Below are 16,386 nucleotides of genomic sequence, written 5' to 3'. Positions count from 1 at the left end.
GAAAAAGCGGAATTAGTGGCAGCGTAAATCGAAATTCAGTGGTCAGATTTGAGTGTAATTTGCCTATGATTGAGGCTCCCCAGGATGACCGATTATAGCAGATAAAGTAGTCAATAAATCTGTCGCTGTGTAAGGCTTAGACAGAAACTTCTCAGCACCAACGGCAATAGCCTTTTGCTCGTTAGCGGGTAAACCACTGGTGGCAATAATCTTAATATTGGGGTTGAACGTTCGCAGGATGGAGATAGTTGTTAATCCGTCCATATTGGGCATGGACATATCTAGCAAAACTACACTAATTCGTTCCTTATACTGGGCATACAAAGCGATCGCCTCAATGCCATCGTTAGCTACAAGGGTTTTGTAGTTATAATCTTCTAAAGTTTCCTGATTGGTTTGTTTTACTAAGTCTTCATCATCAACAACTAAAATCAATTCGCCATTACCTTCAGGTAATTCTGCCTTTGTTATTGTCTCGGTTGCTTTGCCTTCTCCTCTGGGCAAAAACACCTGAAATTGTGTCCCTTTACCTACCTGAGTTGATACTTCCACAAAACCACCGTGGTTTTTGACGATACCTAAAACTGTTGACAGTCCTAGCCCTGTACCTTTACCAACTTCTTTAGTTGTAAAAAAGGGATCAAATATGCGCTCTAAGAATTCTGGAGGGATTCCCGTCCCTGTATCTGAGACGGTAACAACGATGTAGCCTCCGGCTTTCGCGTCCAGGTGCATTCGGGCGTTTGTTTCGTCAATCATCCGGTTTTCGGCATTAATTGTGAGTATACCCTCATTGGGCATAGCGTCACGGGCATTGACTGCCAAGTTCATAAATACCTGTTCTAGTTGGGTGGGATCAGCTTGCACCATCCACAATGTGTTTATGGGAATGTCATTAACAATTTCAATAGATTTAGGAAATGTCTGTTTGATGACTTTGACCAATTCTTGGAGCAAATGCCCAGGTTGCAACAAGATGCGCTTCCCTTCTGTACCACGGGTAAAGGCGAGAATTTGTTTAACTAAGTTCGCTCCACGCTGTGAGCTATTTTCTAGTGTTTTGAATAGTTCTTGAGTCCGCGCATCCACATTTTTGCATCTCAAAGGCAGCAATTGGGCAATCATGATTATGGGAGCAAAGACGTTGTTGAGGTCGTGAGCAATGCCACTGGCTAGAATTCCTACACTCTCCAAGCGTTGAGCCCGGTAAAATTGTTGCTCTAGTTGTTTTTTTTCGGTGATGTCGGTATTGACTGATAAGATAGATTGGCTTTGTCCGAATTGATTGTGTACCAGTGTCCACCGACTAGCAACGATAATTTTTCTCCCAGTTTTGGTGGTTTTTTCTAACTCCCCTTGCCAAGAACCTTGTTCGAGAGTGGTTTTTAAACCTGCTGCTAGTTGAGACAAGGATTCTACCTGGAAAAGTTCATGGGCTAATTTCCCCATGCTTTCCTCTGCTGTCCAACCGTATAAGTTTTCAGCACCTCGACTCCAGAATAGAATGCGGTTTTCTAAATCGCGGACAAAAATGGCATCGGTAGCAATATCAATTAAGGCCGCTTGTTCGGCAATTTTCTGTTCGGCCAGCTTGCGATCGCTAATATTGCGGCTGACGGCTGCTAGACCAATTAGCTGGTCGTTCATGTCTTTGACGCAAGAAACGCTGTAAAGCATCCATAATGCTTCTCGCGTCTGGAAATGACGGAAACGAATTTCTACTTCCGCCCGTCCCTCACGCAAAACACGCGGGAAAAATTCATTGATGATAAAGTCCTGATCTTCGGGAAAGAAAAATTCCCTGACTGGCGTTTCTCTATATTGCTGAGTGTCATTCAGCCCGACTAGTTGCATACCCGCCGGGTTCAAATAGAATGGCACAAAATTCATATCACACATACCGATAAATTCTGTGCTGTTATCGGTCAGAGAAACAAATTTACGGATTTCAAGTTCCGATTGTTTGCGCTCAGTAATATCTATATTCACCCCAATCATCTGGAGTGGCTCATTGGTGGTGTCATCATACAATACTTGACCCTTGCATACTGACCAACCAACTGTGCCATCTGGGTAAATAAACCGGAATTCGAGATTATGGGGTACTTGCTGGTCAATTGCTCGCAAAACAGATTGATGCAGCAATTCGCGGTCTTCAGGATGGACAATGAGATTTAAAAAATTTTCATAGCTGACATCAAAGTTATCAGGAGTTAGACCAAATAAAGTAAACAAACTCTCAGACCAGATAACCTGATTGGTTTTTAGATTCCATTCCCAAGGGCCAATTTTACCAACACTAAGCGCCAGTTGTAACCGTTGCTCGCTTTCTCTGAGGGTTTCCTCAGCTTGTTTATGATCGCGTAGCGCGGCTTGGCGATCGCTCACATCCCGCAGTATTGAAAGATGACGATGTGGTATAAAATTGGCAACCGCCGCAAATTCAGTTTCTCGCACTGTGCCATCGGGACAATATAAGTTAAACTCACCAAACATTTGTCCTTGTTCGTGGAACTGTTGCCAAGCTTGGGTAAAATCAAATTCGGGGGCTGCAAAATCCGCGATTGTGGAACCTAACAGTTCTTCCTTAGATACACCAAACAGCTTACAGGCTGCTGGATTGACCTCTATATAGCGCCCCTCGTCATCGGTAATAGCGATCGCATCAAGAGCATGATCAAAAAGAGCTTTCCACTGATTTTCACGCTGCTGGAGTGCTATTTCAGTCTGTTTGCGCTCCTCAATTTCCCGTTTCAAACGTACATTTGCTTGCAGTAGTTCAGCTGTACGCTCTGCCACCCTTAACTCTAATTCTTGTTGAGCTTGGCGGCGTTGTTTAACTTCCTGTTCTAACTGCTGGTTGCATTGCCTAAGTTTAACTGTTTGTTCCTCAACTTTTGCTTGCAAAACTTGAATTACCCTGTCTATTTCTAGGGGATCAAGCACTTGCAGGAGATTAGTTTGTGTCACCAGTCCTTGCAGTTCGCTTTGTTCTCCAACTACGGTTAATCGCCGCACCTTTCGCTCTTGCATCAACTGGTGAACAGTCCATAAAGATTCAGTGGGAGTGATGCTTAATACAGGGGTACTCATCACATCTTGCGCCTGGGTTTGGGCTATATCTAGTCCCTGTAAATGGAATTTAATAATATCTTTTTCAGTGATCATCCCCACCGGGATCAATTTCGTCTTCTGTTCGGCGACAATTACCACACAACTGATCTGGCGATCGCTCATGATTTGAGACAATTCCAGCACAGATGTAGTCGGGAGAGCATGAATAACTTCAGTTACCATTACTTCCGTCACACATCGCAATTTCAACAGGTGAAGTGGTTGGATAACCTGACGAATTCTGTCTTGGGTAATTAAGCCTACCAATTGCCCAAGATCATCTACTACAGGTAGATGGCGAATACAATGTTGACGCATGAAAGATAAAGCTGTGAGGGCATTTTGAGCCTGAGACAACCCCAGGCTGATGACTGGTTGTGTCATCACCTCTGAGATTTTGACACTGGATAAATCTTTGCCCATCCCAGTCAAGCGGATTACATCCCGTAGAGTTAATATACCGATTAAGTTTGTTTCTTCAACTACTAAAACACAACTACTAAAATCAAACTTAGACTCTACTATACTGCTGTTTACCCTATTCATTAGAGCAATAACATCAATAAGTGGGGTATCAGGTAATACAGTTAAAGGAGAACATTCAACTATCTGCTCTAAAGTAGGTAAATCCACAGGAGAAAGTGAGCGCATTAGTTTAGTCTGTTGGTTAAAGCAATTAAAGAGTTTATTTCAAAAATCAGAGAATGACAAAATAAGCTTAAAATTTATCAATCTTCAAGCCATTTTGACAAAATTTAGCTTTCTGGTTTAATCAAAGTTATGATTTTAAATTTTTGCTAAGGAACCCCACACGAATAAATTACCTTTTTTAATCGCTGAACCCCTACTAATCAAGGTTAATTTTTTTCAAAAGAGAAGTTATTTCACGACTCCTAATGTACTTAAATAGTTTTTTGTAATTTGATAACTTTCTTATAAAAATGTATTAGATTGATTATATAGCCTAACTTGTTAATTACAAAAGTGCCTATATAAGGTAAAGACAAAGATAAAAGCTCTGAGGTTAAGCATAAAACCTTTGCTCGTGACTACATGAATTGATTTGGGTAATTTTTGAGTAAATTTCTTCCAAAAGTGGATGCTCCCGATCTGAATTGTCAGGACAAGCAAAACGGGGCAATTCATTAATTGCCCCCCGTTATGACTATTGTTTGCGTAAGTCCTGAATTAAATCTCGAAGGCACCTAACGCTTTGAGAACATCTTTTTGAGCTATCGTGATTCCTGTTACGCCTGTAATATTACTTCCTTGATAAGGTCTGTCAGGATTCAGTATTTTCAAATATTTACCCGTTTTGGCATCCCAAATCTGAATAGTCCCGTTTTGGCTGCCGTTAGCGATCGCATAATGTTCTGTAGATTTACCAAATGCGATCGCCGATCGCATCGCATGAGGCATGACAGGCAGCACTTTCAGGCAAACTCCTGTATGCCTATCCCAAATTCTCACTGTTTGATCTAAGCTACTACTTGCCAAAATATCACCTTCTGGACTAAAGGCAACTGACCAAACACTATTACTGTGTCCCTCAAAAATATTCAGACATTCACCGGTATCAACTGACCACAGGCGCACTGTTTCATCTTCACTAGCGCTACTGAGAATTTGCCCATCTGGACTAAAAGCGATCGCCTGGACTTCACTCTGTAATTGTTGCGCCAGCTTGATAGAGAGAGAAGTCTTTCCCATCCCACCCATTCCTGACACAGCCACAAGACGACACTGGTCAACCAAAATCCACTGCTGTAACTGAGCTAGTTCTGCTTGTCTTCCGTAGAAAAAATCAACATCGATTGCATCTCCCCAATCTTGATAGCAAGTTTGCGCTTCTGCAACTAGCAGATTATCAGTAAATTTTACTCGCGTTTTTTCTTCAATGTATTGGTTTGATTGTGCCGTCGCCCGCTCGATTGCTGTTCTGAAACTGTTGGAGATCGCTTAAATGAACTCTTGACTTGGCAAAAACAAGAGCGTCTGTAAATGCGAGTGCTTGATCAATATCCATTGCTGCAATTGACAAAAGTTAAATGCACTTTAAATTTTATAATTAGAATGGCATAATTCATTTATCAGATAATAGCAAAAACAATATGCAATATTTTACAAATTCTTTACACAAGGCTTTGCCGTTGAGCATTGAAGAAGAATTCAGAAGTCAGAATTCAGGAGTCAGAATCAAGATGCTCGTTCCGACGCTCGTTCTTCGTTAATGCTATGCTATCGCTACCCTATCAGTAAGAGATTCATACCCAAAACTGAATTGTTGCACCAACAAATTTTCTTGTTTCGTGGAGGTGCAAAAACGCTGATTATTCATCCGTCAGCGATGCACTAAGCCGATCGTTGTGTCATACAAAATTTATTCTGAATTCTGACTCCTGACTCCTGAATTCTGTTCGATAAACCGAGACATTAACAAATTCTGGTGGTTTAAGCTCCTGGGTTTTTCATCAGCAAGTTTTGTAAATATTGTCTTTCTCACTGTTGCAAAACTTAATTACGGATAAAAATTACGAATTATTTTAATATTCTCTAGATTCTGCAAAAATTTTAACTAGTAAAAAACAGTTTTTCGAATGATTCAGTTATTAATTAATCGAATTTGGCAATCGCTTTTACGTTTACTGTTACAGAGAATTACTCTCGTACTCACGCTGATGTTATGTGCAGCGATCGCGATCGCAATTTCTAATATGTCTGCGCTTTCATCGAGCTTAATTGAAGCCCAAGCAGTGCAAAATGCTGCTTTGAATATCCAATCATTAACTCAAGCTTTTGACCTCTACAGCGCCGCCGCCGCCGAGCGAGCTAAACTCGTACCTGGAATTACCGTCACCCACGCTTACCTCAATACCAAAGGTGCAATCCCCCTACCCTCGACTTTTGCGATCGAACTTGGTGAGCAAATTAGTGAAAAAAATGCCGAAATGTCTGTAAGACTATATAGTAATTATCCATATCCTTGGCGCACGAAAGGGGGAGCAAGAGACGAATTTGAGCGCGATGCACTCAACTTCTTGAAAGAAAACCCTCGTCAAAAATTCTATCGCCTTGAGAAGAAAAATGGAAACACCACCTTACGTTATGCACAAGCTAGCATCATGAAAGCAAGTTGTGTAACTTGTCATAACACAGATGCTACTAGTCCAAAGAAAAACTGGGAAGTAGGAGATGTTGCTGGAGTTTGGGAGATATCTCAATCTCTCGATAATTTAGTAACCAAGACCAATCAAAGTCTCCAAGGAACATTCGCCATGTTAGGTGGTATGTCAGTTTTAGGACTTTCAGGATTGACGCTTGTTGTTGGGAAACTCCGAGAAAATAGTAGAAATTTAGAGCATCGGATCAAAGAACGAACTACAGATTTAGCAGAAGCCAACACTGAATTAGAAAAAAGAAACCAATTAATTCGCCAAGTTTTCGGACGATATTTGAGTGATACGGTTGTTGCTAACTTGTTAGAAAGCCCGGAAGGATTAAAACTTGGTGGTGAACGCCGCAAAATTACTATCCTCACCTCTGACTTAAGAGGCTTCACCGCTCTATCAGAACGCTTTCCCCCAGAAGAAGTTATTCACATTCTCAACCTCTATTTAGAATACATGGCAGATGTGATTAATCATTACCAAGGCACAATTGATGAGTTTATGGGAGATGGTATTCTGGTCTTATTTGGTGCCCCAATCGCAAAAGAAGATGATGCCCTCAGAGCAGTTACCTGTGCCTGTGCCATGCAGTTAGCAATGGGTGGCGTTAATGAAAAAATGAAAGCCCTCGGCTGGCCACCATTAGAAATGGGGATTGGTATAAATACAGGTGAAGTTATAGTCGGCAATATTGGTTCCGAAAAACGGACTAAATATGGAATTGTCGGTAGTCAAGTAAATCTCACTTATCGAATTGAGTCATATACTAGTGGCGGTCAAATTCTCATTTCCGAGCAGACTTTTAAAGAAGTCGGATCAAGCATCAAAATTATCGGACAAAAGCAAGTTCAGCCAAAAGGTGTGAGCCAGACAATTACCATTTACGAGGTATATGGTGTGGGTGGAAGATACAATCTTTATTTACCCAAAGAAGAAGAATTATTTTTACCTGTTCCTCAAGAGATTCCGCTTTTATACACTATTTTGGATGAAAAACAAATGGGTAATCCAATCTTTTACGGGCGTTTAGTCAAACTATCAGCAAAAGGAGCTGAATTACAAGTAGATATTCCCAGTAAAGTACCACCGAAGCTAACTAATCTTAAAATAAATCTTTTCATATCTAAAAACTCAGCACAAGTCAGTGAAGATATCTATGCCAAAGTTTTAGAAAAACCGACAATTAAAGGAAAATTTTATATTCATTTTACGTCTGTTCCTCCATCACTCATAACTCAGTTTGATAACCTTTATCAAATAATTTCTCAAAAACCTAATTAAGAATTTTAATTCTATATAGCAATCCGATAGCGAAGCGGTAGCGAGTCAGACGCTCCTGCGTCGCTCTAAGCGAAGCCATGCCGAAGGCTTTACGCTGCGCTATCGAGCGTCTTTGATTTCTAAACTTATTTGTGTAGGAGGCAATAGTCAAGAAGGCTCTTTGAGTTGTACTAAATTTTTTCAGAAATCAAATATGAGTCCTATAGCAGTCTTAAAGTATTTGTGAAAACTCTATTTATTATCTCTCCGTATTTTTTGTGTTCTTACACACTTTTTTTGCACCCCTAGCCTGGCGGCAAAGCTTTCGCGTAGCGTCTCGTAGAGAAGCGCATCTACGTTTAAACTAAAATCTATCATCGAAAAATAAAGTCGCTAATTTACAAAATCCCCCCGCAGGTTAATGAAAATTTAAAGTATGTTTTCTAACATCTAAAATGCATACTTCCATTTTCCTATCTGTGTGTAAATCCTCATGGCTAAAGTTGAAGAATTGACACCCCAGCAACTCTCCGAAACAGACCTAAAACCACGAGGGAGAGTTTATCCGAGTCCTATCAGTTGGCGCGACCAGTTTTTGTACCAATTGGTATTAGATAGATTCAGTGACGATAATGAAAATCAAAGGGAGCTTTTTGACCACACCAATCTTGCAAAATTCCAGGTTAAGGATAAAGCCAACTGGATGGCAGCAGGGACAAAATTTGTTGGTGGTAATCTTAAAGGAATTAAGAGTAAATTAGACTACTTGCAACGATTGGGAATAACAACGCTGTGGATTAATCCACCTTGGCGGCAACGTTCTGAGTTAGAAGCTTACCACAGCGATCGCACTCAAGAATTTTTAGATGTTGACCCGCACTTTGGCACCCGTCAAGATTTAAGAGATTTAATTGATGCTGCCCACGATCGCAGGATGTATGTCATCCTAGATGTAATTTACAGCCAGAGTGCTGATAACTGGTTTAACAGAAATGATGTAATTGCAGCTTTAGCCAGAGTTTATCAATATTGGATTGCTCTTTCTGACTGCGACGGCTTGCGAATAGATAGCCTCAAGCACGTTTCTCCAGAAGATTCCCGCAAATTCTGCACAGCTGTCCGTGAATACGCCGAATCTATCGGTAAAGACAACTTTTTACTGACTGGGGAAATAACCTCCGGTAGTATGGCTGGTGCTTACATAGACATTATTGCTCGCAACCTTAGTGCTGTATTAGACATCGCACAGACCCCTAATGAATTGGCTGCATTCGCAAAAGGGTTAGTAAACCCCAAACAATTTTTCGATTTGTATAGCGAAAACAATCTCGCTGGAGAATACCGCCAAATTGGGATATATCATGTCTCCATCTTGGATGACTATGAGATGTCATCCCGGACTAATAAGCAGCGATTTGCCGCATACAGTAATGTACCTAATCTCTATGAGCAAGTTGCTCATGCTGTTGGTGTGCAATTAACGATGCCAGGAATTCCTGCTATTTATTATGGAACAGAGCAGGCTTTTGATGGAAATGAAGGTTATCACGATTACAGCATAGAAGGCGGAAGGTTTGCGGAAGATAGATATATCAAAGAAGCAATGTTTGGCGGTGCTTTTGGCGCATTTCAAACAGCAGACTGTCATTTTTTCGATATCGACCATCCTACCTATTTGCGGATAGCTGCGATCGCGCGGATTCGCAACAGTCACGATAAAATTGGTAAAGCATTGCGCCGTGGACATCACTACCTACGCGAAACATCCTTTTGTAACTCCCCCTTCTCGATTCCCGGACAAGGCGAATTAGTTGCTTGGTCACAGACTTTATTTGACACAGAAGTGCTGATGGTACTAAATACCAACGGCTTAGAAAATCGCGGTGCAGAAGTCACAGTAGATACTTATATACATCCCCAAGACTCGACCATGACGTTTTTATACAAAAGCGATTGGAGCGATTCATATTTACGCCACCCACCCCGCGACCAAACTGTAGCTGTGCAACATCATAACGACCGTCGCGCAACTGTGCGAATTGATTTGCCACCTTCGGGAATGGTGATTTTAGCGTAAGCAAACACTAGCTTTTGGGCAAAGCTTTGAGATAAAAAACCTGGTTTAAATTTATAACCTTTTACCAGAAGCTTTGCCCCTGAAATTACTAAATATCTATGTTCTAATTTTTATAAGAAGAATTCAGAACTCAGGAGTCAGAATGGGCTAAACCTTAGCTATCCGCTAACAGAATTGAATTCTGTACGAGTGGATGATAGCCCAGCGTAAAGCCTTCGGCATGGCTTCGCTTAGAGCGAGTCTGTGAGCGTCTGAATATTGGTTAAAACCTCGCCCCTGATGGGCGAAAAAAATTAAAATCGCCTTAAAACTCTATCCCTTTATGGGTAGAGTATTCTGAATTCTGACTCCTGTATTCTGACTCCTGTTTTATTAACTGTTTTTAATCTAATACGGGTTAGTGAAATCTAAAATTATTTGTCAAAGTAAATTTGTTAATTAGACATATTTATAGCAAAAAGTTTCGCTAAATACCTCTGAAGATTCATGAAAACCTGGATAAATATATTCCAATATTGAAGACTCAGATTTCAATTAGCAAAATTATATCTCAAAGCAGAGAATTACTATGGAGAATATAATTACTTACAACAATGATAAAGGACTCCTTGCTTACATTCAATTCCTGGCATCTAGTGCCCTAAAATTTGGAGATGGTAATACTGATAGAGTATTTGACTTCGAGGACGCACTCGACCAAACAGAAATGGCACAGCTAGCTGTTAATGAACTAAAAAAAATCCCTGAAGTGAATGCGTTGTTTACAGAACGTTGGCTACCAGCACCTTTCAATTTAGATGATTTAGGTAAACTCCCAGAGGGAACTTTAGGTCATGTTTATGCTAGAGAAATGAAAGCTAGAGGATTCGATCCCTACTTTTATAAAAAAGTTCCTGTTGTTGATGATATTTCCTATCTTAAAATGCTTTGGAGATCCACCCATGACATATATCATGTAGTCGCTGGATTTGACACAAATGGAATTGGTGAAATTGGTCTACAAGCTTTTTTCTTAGCTCAGACTCCAATTCCCATCAGCGTCATGCTTTTGAGTTTTGGCATGGTGATGATTAGCCTTTATCAACCTAATAATTTTAAAGATTTAATGACAGAAATATCTCGTGGCTACAGGGTGGGTTCTCATACTCCAGGCAAGTTAATCGCGCAAAAATGGGATCAACTTTGGGATGTACAAGTCAGCGAAATTCGTGAACGTCTGGGTGTGAATTCTATTTCGTAAAACTGGTATTTTGAAAGCAGCTCTGATAAAAATTGCAACACCCTGCACTTTAGGAGTACAGGGTGGAAGACAGCTATATTTTGTGTGATTCCCAGTTTCTATTTACCTCACCCGGATTTCTCACGATACTGTAGGCAGAGGAGTGTGGGGAGTGTGGGGAGTGTGCGGGGTCAGATTTCTTCCCCATCCTCCCACACCTCCCACACTCCTTGATTTCTCACTTGTGAGAAATCCAGGCTCAAAGCCAATCTCGATAAGCTGATATTTCATTTACGCTGATTTCAAATGGCATCCCTTTTCCAAATGGTGGATAAACGCGGATTTTGCCATTACTAGCAAACCGCTCTAACCTATTACCCAACTGGGCAATATTGCTAACAATATGCCAGTAAGATACTAAATCAGGGCAGTCAACAATTAATGTGAGGATGCTAGCATTTGTTGTGATATACCACTGACAATTAGATAACAGGACTCGCGTAATGCGATCGCAAGCTAGATAAAAGCATCTACCAGTAGACTGTTCTAGCTCCATTTGCAGCATTCCATCCTGTTTCGTTACCTCAGTGGGAGGTAAATCATCGGGAGGAAGCAGGTATAGTTTAGAAGACATAATTTCGCACCTCTTGGTTGTAGCGCGTCAAACTCTCCAGGTTTTTTTGCAAATCCGCAGACGAGGGTTTGAGGGCTAGGGTAGCTAAATTTAATTCGTCTTGAAATTTCTTGATTTTGTCTCGACAAGTCTCCACATCACCGATAATTGAGTTCTCAATCAAATAATCTTCGTCGAAACAAATATTTGTCCGGTCAAATGGTTTTTGGTTGGGGTTTGCACTATTCTGCAATACTTGAGCCGTATTAGCTTTCATTTTCTGGCTAAATTGGCGGATGAAAGGCAATGCCTCACTCACTGCTTCATCAAATGTTTTGGCAACATAAAAAAAGCGTGCCAGCACGAAGTTTTCTGCACCACTAGAATTTAAGGCTCGATATTTAGCAACAGTATCCTTCAATCTGTGTAGGGAGAATGGCGGCCCACCCATCAAGCTGAAGGAATGTTTAGCAGCAAACTCGATACCATCATCGCCGCCAGTGGCAACATACACTGGTACTTGACTCTGCAATGGTTTTGGGTAAATTGTTAAGCGATCGCATTGATAATACTTGCCATTAAATGATACATCAGTTTCATATAACAGCTTGTGAATCAGTGCGATCGCTTCTAGCATTTTGGGACGGGCTTCACTTGGGAGTGTCGCAAAATGTTTATTTTGTTGGGGAAAGGGGCCACCTTTAGCAACTCCAAATAATAATCGTCCATTGCACAGGTTATCCAGAGTGGCGATATCCTCCGCTACCCGAATCGGGTTATGGAATGGCAGTAACACCGCCGCAGTACCCAATTGGATAGTTGAAGTCAATCCCGCCAAGTGCGCCATTAACAGCAACATAGACGGGCTGAGATTGGATTCACTAAAATGATGCTCACTCACCCAGGCTGACTCAAAACCTAAACTTTCTGCCTGTTTTATCAGCGCGACTTGCTCAGAAATGGCACGACGAGCATCTTGGTGATGATTATCGTAATTGCAGAAAATTCCAGTTTTCATTACTTGCTTTGATACTTTGTGCTGGCTATTCTAGTGGTCAATATGTTCGTAGTAAGCACTTTAATGCTTAAATATTTGAGGACTAAAGTCTTCACTACAAACACCTTTACTCCTCTCCATTAATGCGATCAAAAACTAATTTGCAACCCACTGCAACTCCAACCATAGCCGTGGGTTATTATGTTTGACCTTCGACATCGGATCGCGCAATAATCGTTTGGCATTCATGCAGACTACTTGGACTAGACCCATATTGTCTGCAACTTCTCTAAGAATTTCTTTGTGGGCTTGCACACAGGAAATCATTTCGTCAGAGCAATAAATTCCTATATATTGCAACCGTCGAGCAGGTCGTCCCCAAAAACAGGTGATGACTTTCACATAACACCCATCTAGTAATTCCCCAACTTTTGGGTAGTAGTGGTTGAGGACTCTTGTGAATTCTTTGGCTAAGATATCTTCAGCAATCATTGGAACTGATATTTCTGTAGCGTCCATCACGCTATTTAATATAACATAATTTTATCAATTAAATATAACAAAATACCTTACTAGGCTTAAATAAAATATTAAGTATTACATAAAAAAAGAGGTGTACCTTATTTGGCATCACCTCCGATTTGCGTAAAGCATCTTTATATTGAATGAAATATCAAAGTATTGATTTGAATACCTAGATCGCGGTTATCGATACAAAACAAAACCCACCTCTGTGGATTAGTTTTTTAGTCAGCGTGCAAGATTAACCGCGATTTTTCATCGACAGGGATAGATGCTCCCAAATACTCTGATATCAAAAATCATGAATTCAAATAAAATGTATTTAATTAGCACATTTCAATATTGAATTCTAAATGTTGAATTTTTAATTATTATCGAGCATTGCGTTCACAAACTAAGACCTCGGCTATGATATCTGGCACATTTACAAAATCAGTGAATCCTTCAGAACCACGGATTGGTGATATAAATGTATAGTTTGGATCGCAAGCTCCAGTGTCATATACTTGAATAAACCATCTATCAGGAAATCCTTCTACACCTAATTCCACAGTGTACCAACTCTCGCCAATCAGACGAGAGTTAAAGATTGTGAACCACTCCCGATTCTCTTCTGAAATATTCCAATCTGCCATCAGCAGTTCTAAAGCGATTTGTCCCGCATCCGTTGAAGTCAACAGCATTTTTACTCCTTATTCGCAACTTCAGGATTTTCAACTTCGGTATTGGGAACTTCTGGGTATAAACCCAATTCTTTAGCTAGCTCACGCGCCACAAAAAATAAAAACTTGGCACCATCTTGATTGCCTTCATGGGCAAACATCGTTGCTACTTGTAACATTGTTTCTACGAAACCAGAGTCAATTAATTCTGGTTTAGATTCTAAAATTTCTGGTTCTTGACCATTAGGGCATTTGAGCAATTCATCAATCAGATTAAAATATAGTTGCTGGCGTTGTTCTGACATGGTGTTTTGTTTTGGTTGATTTTAGTGAGTTAATTGGGAATTGGTCACTGTTCGATACTTTGTTGCCACAGTCTTTCCAACATTTCAACTTGTTCTTTTAAAACAGCCGCACGATGTACAAGATATCTGTCATAAAAGAGAATTCCTAACCCAACGCAAATAGGGGTTAACAAGAAGAACCATTGCAAGATAGCGGCAAATTTATATTGTTCAGCAACAGTCAGCATTTGATTAATCACATTACGGTCAGAGGATTGGATGCTAGTCTGAGGGGAATGTGTAACCTCTGTCTGGGGAGCCAAGTCGGGAGCATTTTTAGTAGTCTTGTTAACTTCGTAGGCTAAATTCTGGGCTTTTACTAAATCCAGATGTCGCTCCCAAACAATGCCAAATACTACTAGTTCTGGAGAAAGCACTGCTAAAATAACTACGCAAACTGTAAGAACATTTAAAAGTTTGGCTTTCATCTTGGCTCTCCCTTGCTAGGTAGTATGCACCCAGTAAGAAAATATCATTTGCTGTTTATCTGAAACAGTTTTGATATTAAAATATGTGTAAACGGTAATTTTCACAATTGTTAGCTGTCAGTTGTTTTTCTAATTATTACTGACTACTAACCACTGAAAAGCTACTAACATTTTTGCAAAACGTAGGATTATTCAATCAGAAAGAACACGCTTAGATTCTTGAATGTGGTTTCATCTTGCTCTCAAAAGGGAGATTAAGAAGTCCCCCCTAGTTCACTCAGCTTTCGCTCAGGAATGTTGGGGGGTAGAGGGGAATCTCTGCGTAAATCCTATACGATTTATATCAGTCGCTCTCCACAAAACAGTTTACCCCAGCCCTGTTAAGATTATTAAATTCATTAGAATAGTACTCAAAGGCTGTAATCCTCATCAGGTAAGTATTATAAAAAAATATTGGGGTATGGGTGCTAGTGTTTTTGAGATGGGGTGCTAGTGTTTTTGAAGTGGGGTTCTGGTGTTTTTGTACTCAATCTAAAAGCAATGTAGGCAAAGCTTTAGAACTGTTTTTAATGCAAGTTTTAGTAGACAAAATCTGTACTCAAAAGTAAATATCGATGTCTTTTGATAAAGATAAACTAATAAATTCAGAAAATCCATTAAATATTTTGAAATTCAGTTATATTTCCCTAACAAATAAAGAATGATGATAAAAATTATTCATATATACAGAAATATAAAAATTTATCTTAGCCCAAGAGACAATAGTCAGCAATTCTAAATGGTAAAATAAAAGAATGGCAAGCTAGACATCTGCTGAAGTGAGAATCAATGAGAGCATCTGATAAAAGTTCTGCCTAAGCTTTCAGATTTTGTGGTTTAGTTAGAATAGATAGTATATGCACTCATTGGCACTAAACTGCAAATTAAATACACAAAAGCTTATTGTTATAAGTAAATACTCTGTACTAAGATTTAGAATTTTAGGAGTTAAATAATGCGAATTGCTCAAGATATAACAGAACTGATTGGACGAACTCCTTTAGTTCAACTGAACAAGATTCCTCAAGCTGAGGGAGTAGTAGCAAGGATAGTTGTCAAATTAGAAGGTATGAACCCAGCAGCCTCGGTGAAAGACCGCATTGGGTTAAGTATGGTACTTTCAGCAGAAGCGGCTGGCTCAATTGAGCCTGGAAAGACTATTTTAGTTGAGCCTACTTCAGGTAATACAGGAATTGCTCTAGCAATGGTAGCAGCAGCACGTGGCTACCGTTTAATTTTGACAATGCCAGAGACGATGAGCCAAGAACGGCGCGCTATGTTGAGAGCTTATGGCGCGTCTTTAGAATTGACACCAGGCGCGGAAGGAATGCGGGGAGCGATTCGCAAAGCCGAAGAGATTGTGGCTAATACTCCTGATGCTTTTATGCTGCAACAGTTCCGCAACCCTGCCAATCCTAAAATTCACCAGGAAACTACCGCCGAAGAAATTTGGACAGATACAGACGGAGAAGTAGATATTGTCATTGCTGGGGTAGGTACTGGTGGGACGATTACCGGGATTGCAGAGGTAATTAAAAGTCGCAAGAAGACTTTTAAGGCGATCGCAGTTGAACCCAGCAACAGCCCCGTCCTCTCCGGTGGTGAAGCCGGGCCACACAGGATTCAAGGGATTGGGGCAGGATTTATCCCCGATGTTCTCCGCCTAGAATTGGTTGATGAAGTAATTAGAGTCAGCGATGAACAAGCGATCGCTTACGGGCGACGTTTGGCAAAAGAAGAAGGCTTATTATCTGGGATATCCTCTGGTGCAGCTTTGTGTGCTGCTATTCAAGTAGGTAAACGTCCAGAAAATGCCGGACGTTTAATTGTGATGATTCAGCCTTCCTTCGGCGAACGTTATCTCAGCACCCCCATGTTTCAAGACTTGTCATTAGAAACTGCTGGCGTGCGTTAAAGAGAGTGGGGGGAGTGTGGGAAGTGGGG

12 protein-coding genes are annotated in these 16,386 nt (G+C 40.5%); 4 read left to right on the top strand and 8 right to left on the bottom strand.

Annotation, left to right across the window (positions count from 1 at the left end; translation table 11 throughout):
• Positions 1–63: 63 nt before the first annotated feature.
• The gene (locus tag ACFFRD_RS17955; protein ID WP_392482595.1) at positions 64–3,765 is read right to left on the bottom strand and encodes a PAS domain S-box protein; all 3,702 of its coding nucleotides are present in this window, start codon (positions 3,763–3,765) and stop codon (positions 64–66) included.
• A gap of 537 nt (positions 3,766–4,302) precedes the next feature.
• Positions 4,303–4,824, bottom strand: a complete 522-nt coding sequence (locus ACFFRD_RS17950) for a WD40 repeat domain-containing protein (RefSeq protein ID WP_392482594.1) — start codon at positions 4,822–4,824, stop codon at positions 4,303–4,305.
• Between the two features lie 887 nt (positions 4,825–5,711).
• Here ACFFRD_RS17950 and ACFFRD_RS17945 point away from each other — a divergent pair.
• The 3 genes from ACFFRD_RS17945 (at position 5,712) to ACFFRD_RS17935 (ending at position 10,858) form a co-directional block, all read left to right on the top strand.
• Entirely contained in the window at positions 5,712–7,562 is a 1,851-nt protein-coding gene (locus tag ACFFRD_RS17945; protein ID WP_392482592.1) for an adenylate/guanylate cyclase domain-containing protein, read from the top strand.
• A gap of 472 nt (positions 7,563–8,034) precedes the next feature.
• Complete coding sequence (locus ACFFRD_RS17940; RefSeq protein ID WP_392482590.1) at positions 8,035–9,618, top strand: alpha-amylase family glycosyl hydrolase; 1,584 nt, start codon at positions 8,035–8,037, stop codon at positions 9,616–9,618.
• A gap of 568 nt (positions 9,619–10,186) precedes the next feature.
• Positions 10,187–10,858 (top strand): Coq4 family protein, encoded by a 672-nt coding sequence (locus tag ACFFRD_RS17935; RefSeq protein WP_392482588.1) that lies wholly within the window; start codon positions 10,187–10,189, stop codon positions 10,856–10,858.
• A 238-nt stretch (positions 10,859–11,096) separates the two neighbouring features.
• On the opposite strand, the gene ACFFRD_RS17930 is transcribed toward ACFFRD_RS17935, so the two are convergent.
• From ACFFRD_RS17930 to ACFFRD_RS17905, 6 genes are all read right to left on the bottom strand, one after another.
• On the bottom strand, positions 11,097–11,471 hold the full coding sequence (locus ACFFRD_RS17930; protein WP_181930331.1) for a hypothetical protein: 375 nt from the start codon (positions 11,469–11,471) through the stop codon (positions 11,097–11,099).
• Positions 11,461–12,468 (bottom strand): LLM class flavin-dependent oxidoreductase, encoded by a 1,008-nt coding sequence (locus ACFFRD_RS17925; protein WP_392482586.1) that lies wholly within the window; start codon positions 12,466–12,468, stop codon positions 11,461–11,463. The genes ACFFRD_RS17930 and ACFFRD_RS17925 overlap by 11 nt, the downstream gene beginning before the upstream one ends.
• Before the next feature lie 135 nt (positions 12,469–12,603).
• Complete coding sequence (locus ACFFRD_RS17920) at positions 12,604–12,966, bottom strand: hypothetical protein (protein WP_167755972.1); 363 nt, start codon at positions 12,964–12,966, stop codon at positions 12,604–12,606.
• A 374-nt stretch (positions 12,967–13,340) separates the two neighbouring features.
• Positions 13,341–13,652, bottom strand: a complete 312-nt coding sequence (locus ACFFRD_RS17915) for a hypothetical protein (RefSeq protein ID WP_012407155.1) — start codon at positions 13,650–13,652, stop codon at positions 13,341–13,343.
• Positions 13,653–13,654: 2 nt separating this feature from the next.
• Entirely contained in the window at positions 13,655–13,936 is a 282-nt protein-coding gene (locus ACFFRD_RS17910) for a hypothetical protein (protein WP_012407154.1), read from the bottom strand.
• 44 nt (positions 13,937–13,980) lie between these two features.
• Positions 13,981–14,403 (bottom strand): hypothetical protein, encoded by a 423-nt coding sequence (locus ACFFRD_RS17905; protein WP_114083619.1) that lies wholly within the window; start codon positions 14,401–14,403, stop codon positions 13,981–13,983.
• Positions 14,404–15,397: 994 nt separating this feature from the next.
• Here ACFFRD_RS17905 and cysK point away from each other — a divergent pair.
• Positions 15,398–16,357 (top strand): cysteine synthase A, encoded by a 960-nt coding sequence (gene cysK / locus ACFFRD_RS17900; RefSeq protein ID WP_392482583.1) that lies wholly within the window; start codon positions 15,398–15,400, stop codon positions 16,355–16,357.
• Positions 16,358–16,386 lie beyond the last annotated feature (29 nt).

Origin of the sequence: Nostoc sp. C110 (genome assembly GCF_043099725.1) — a bacterium.
Taxonomy (GTDB): Bacteria; Cyanobacteriota; Cyanobacteriia; order Cyanobacteriales; family Nostocaceae; genus Nostoc; species Nostoc muscorum_A.
Note: the sequence above shows the minus strand (reverse complement) of the source record. Positions and strands in the feature narration are given on the sequence as shown.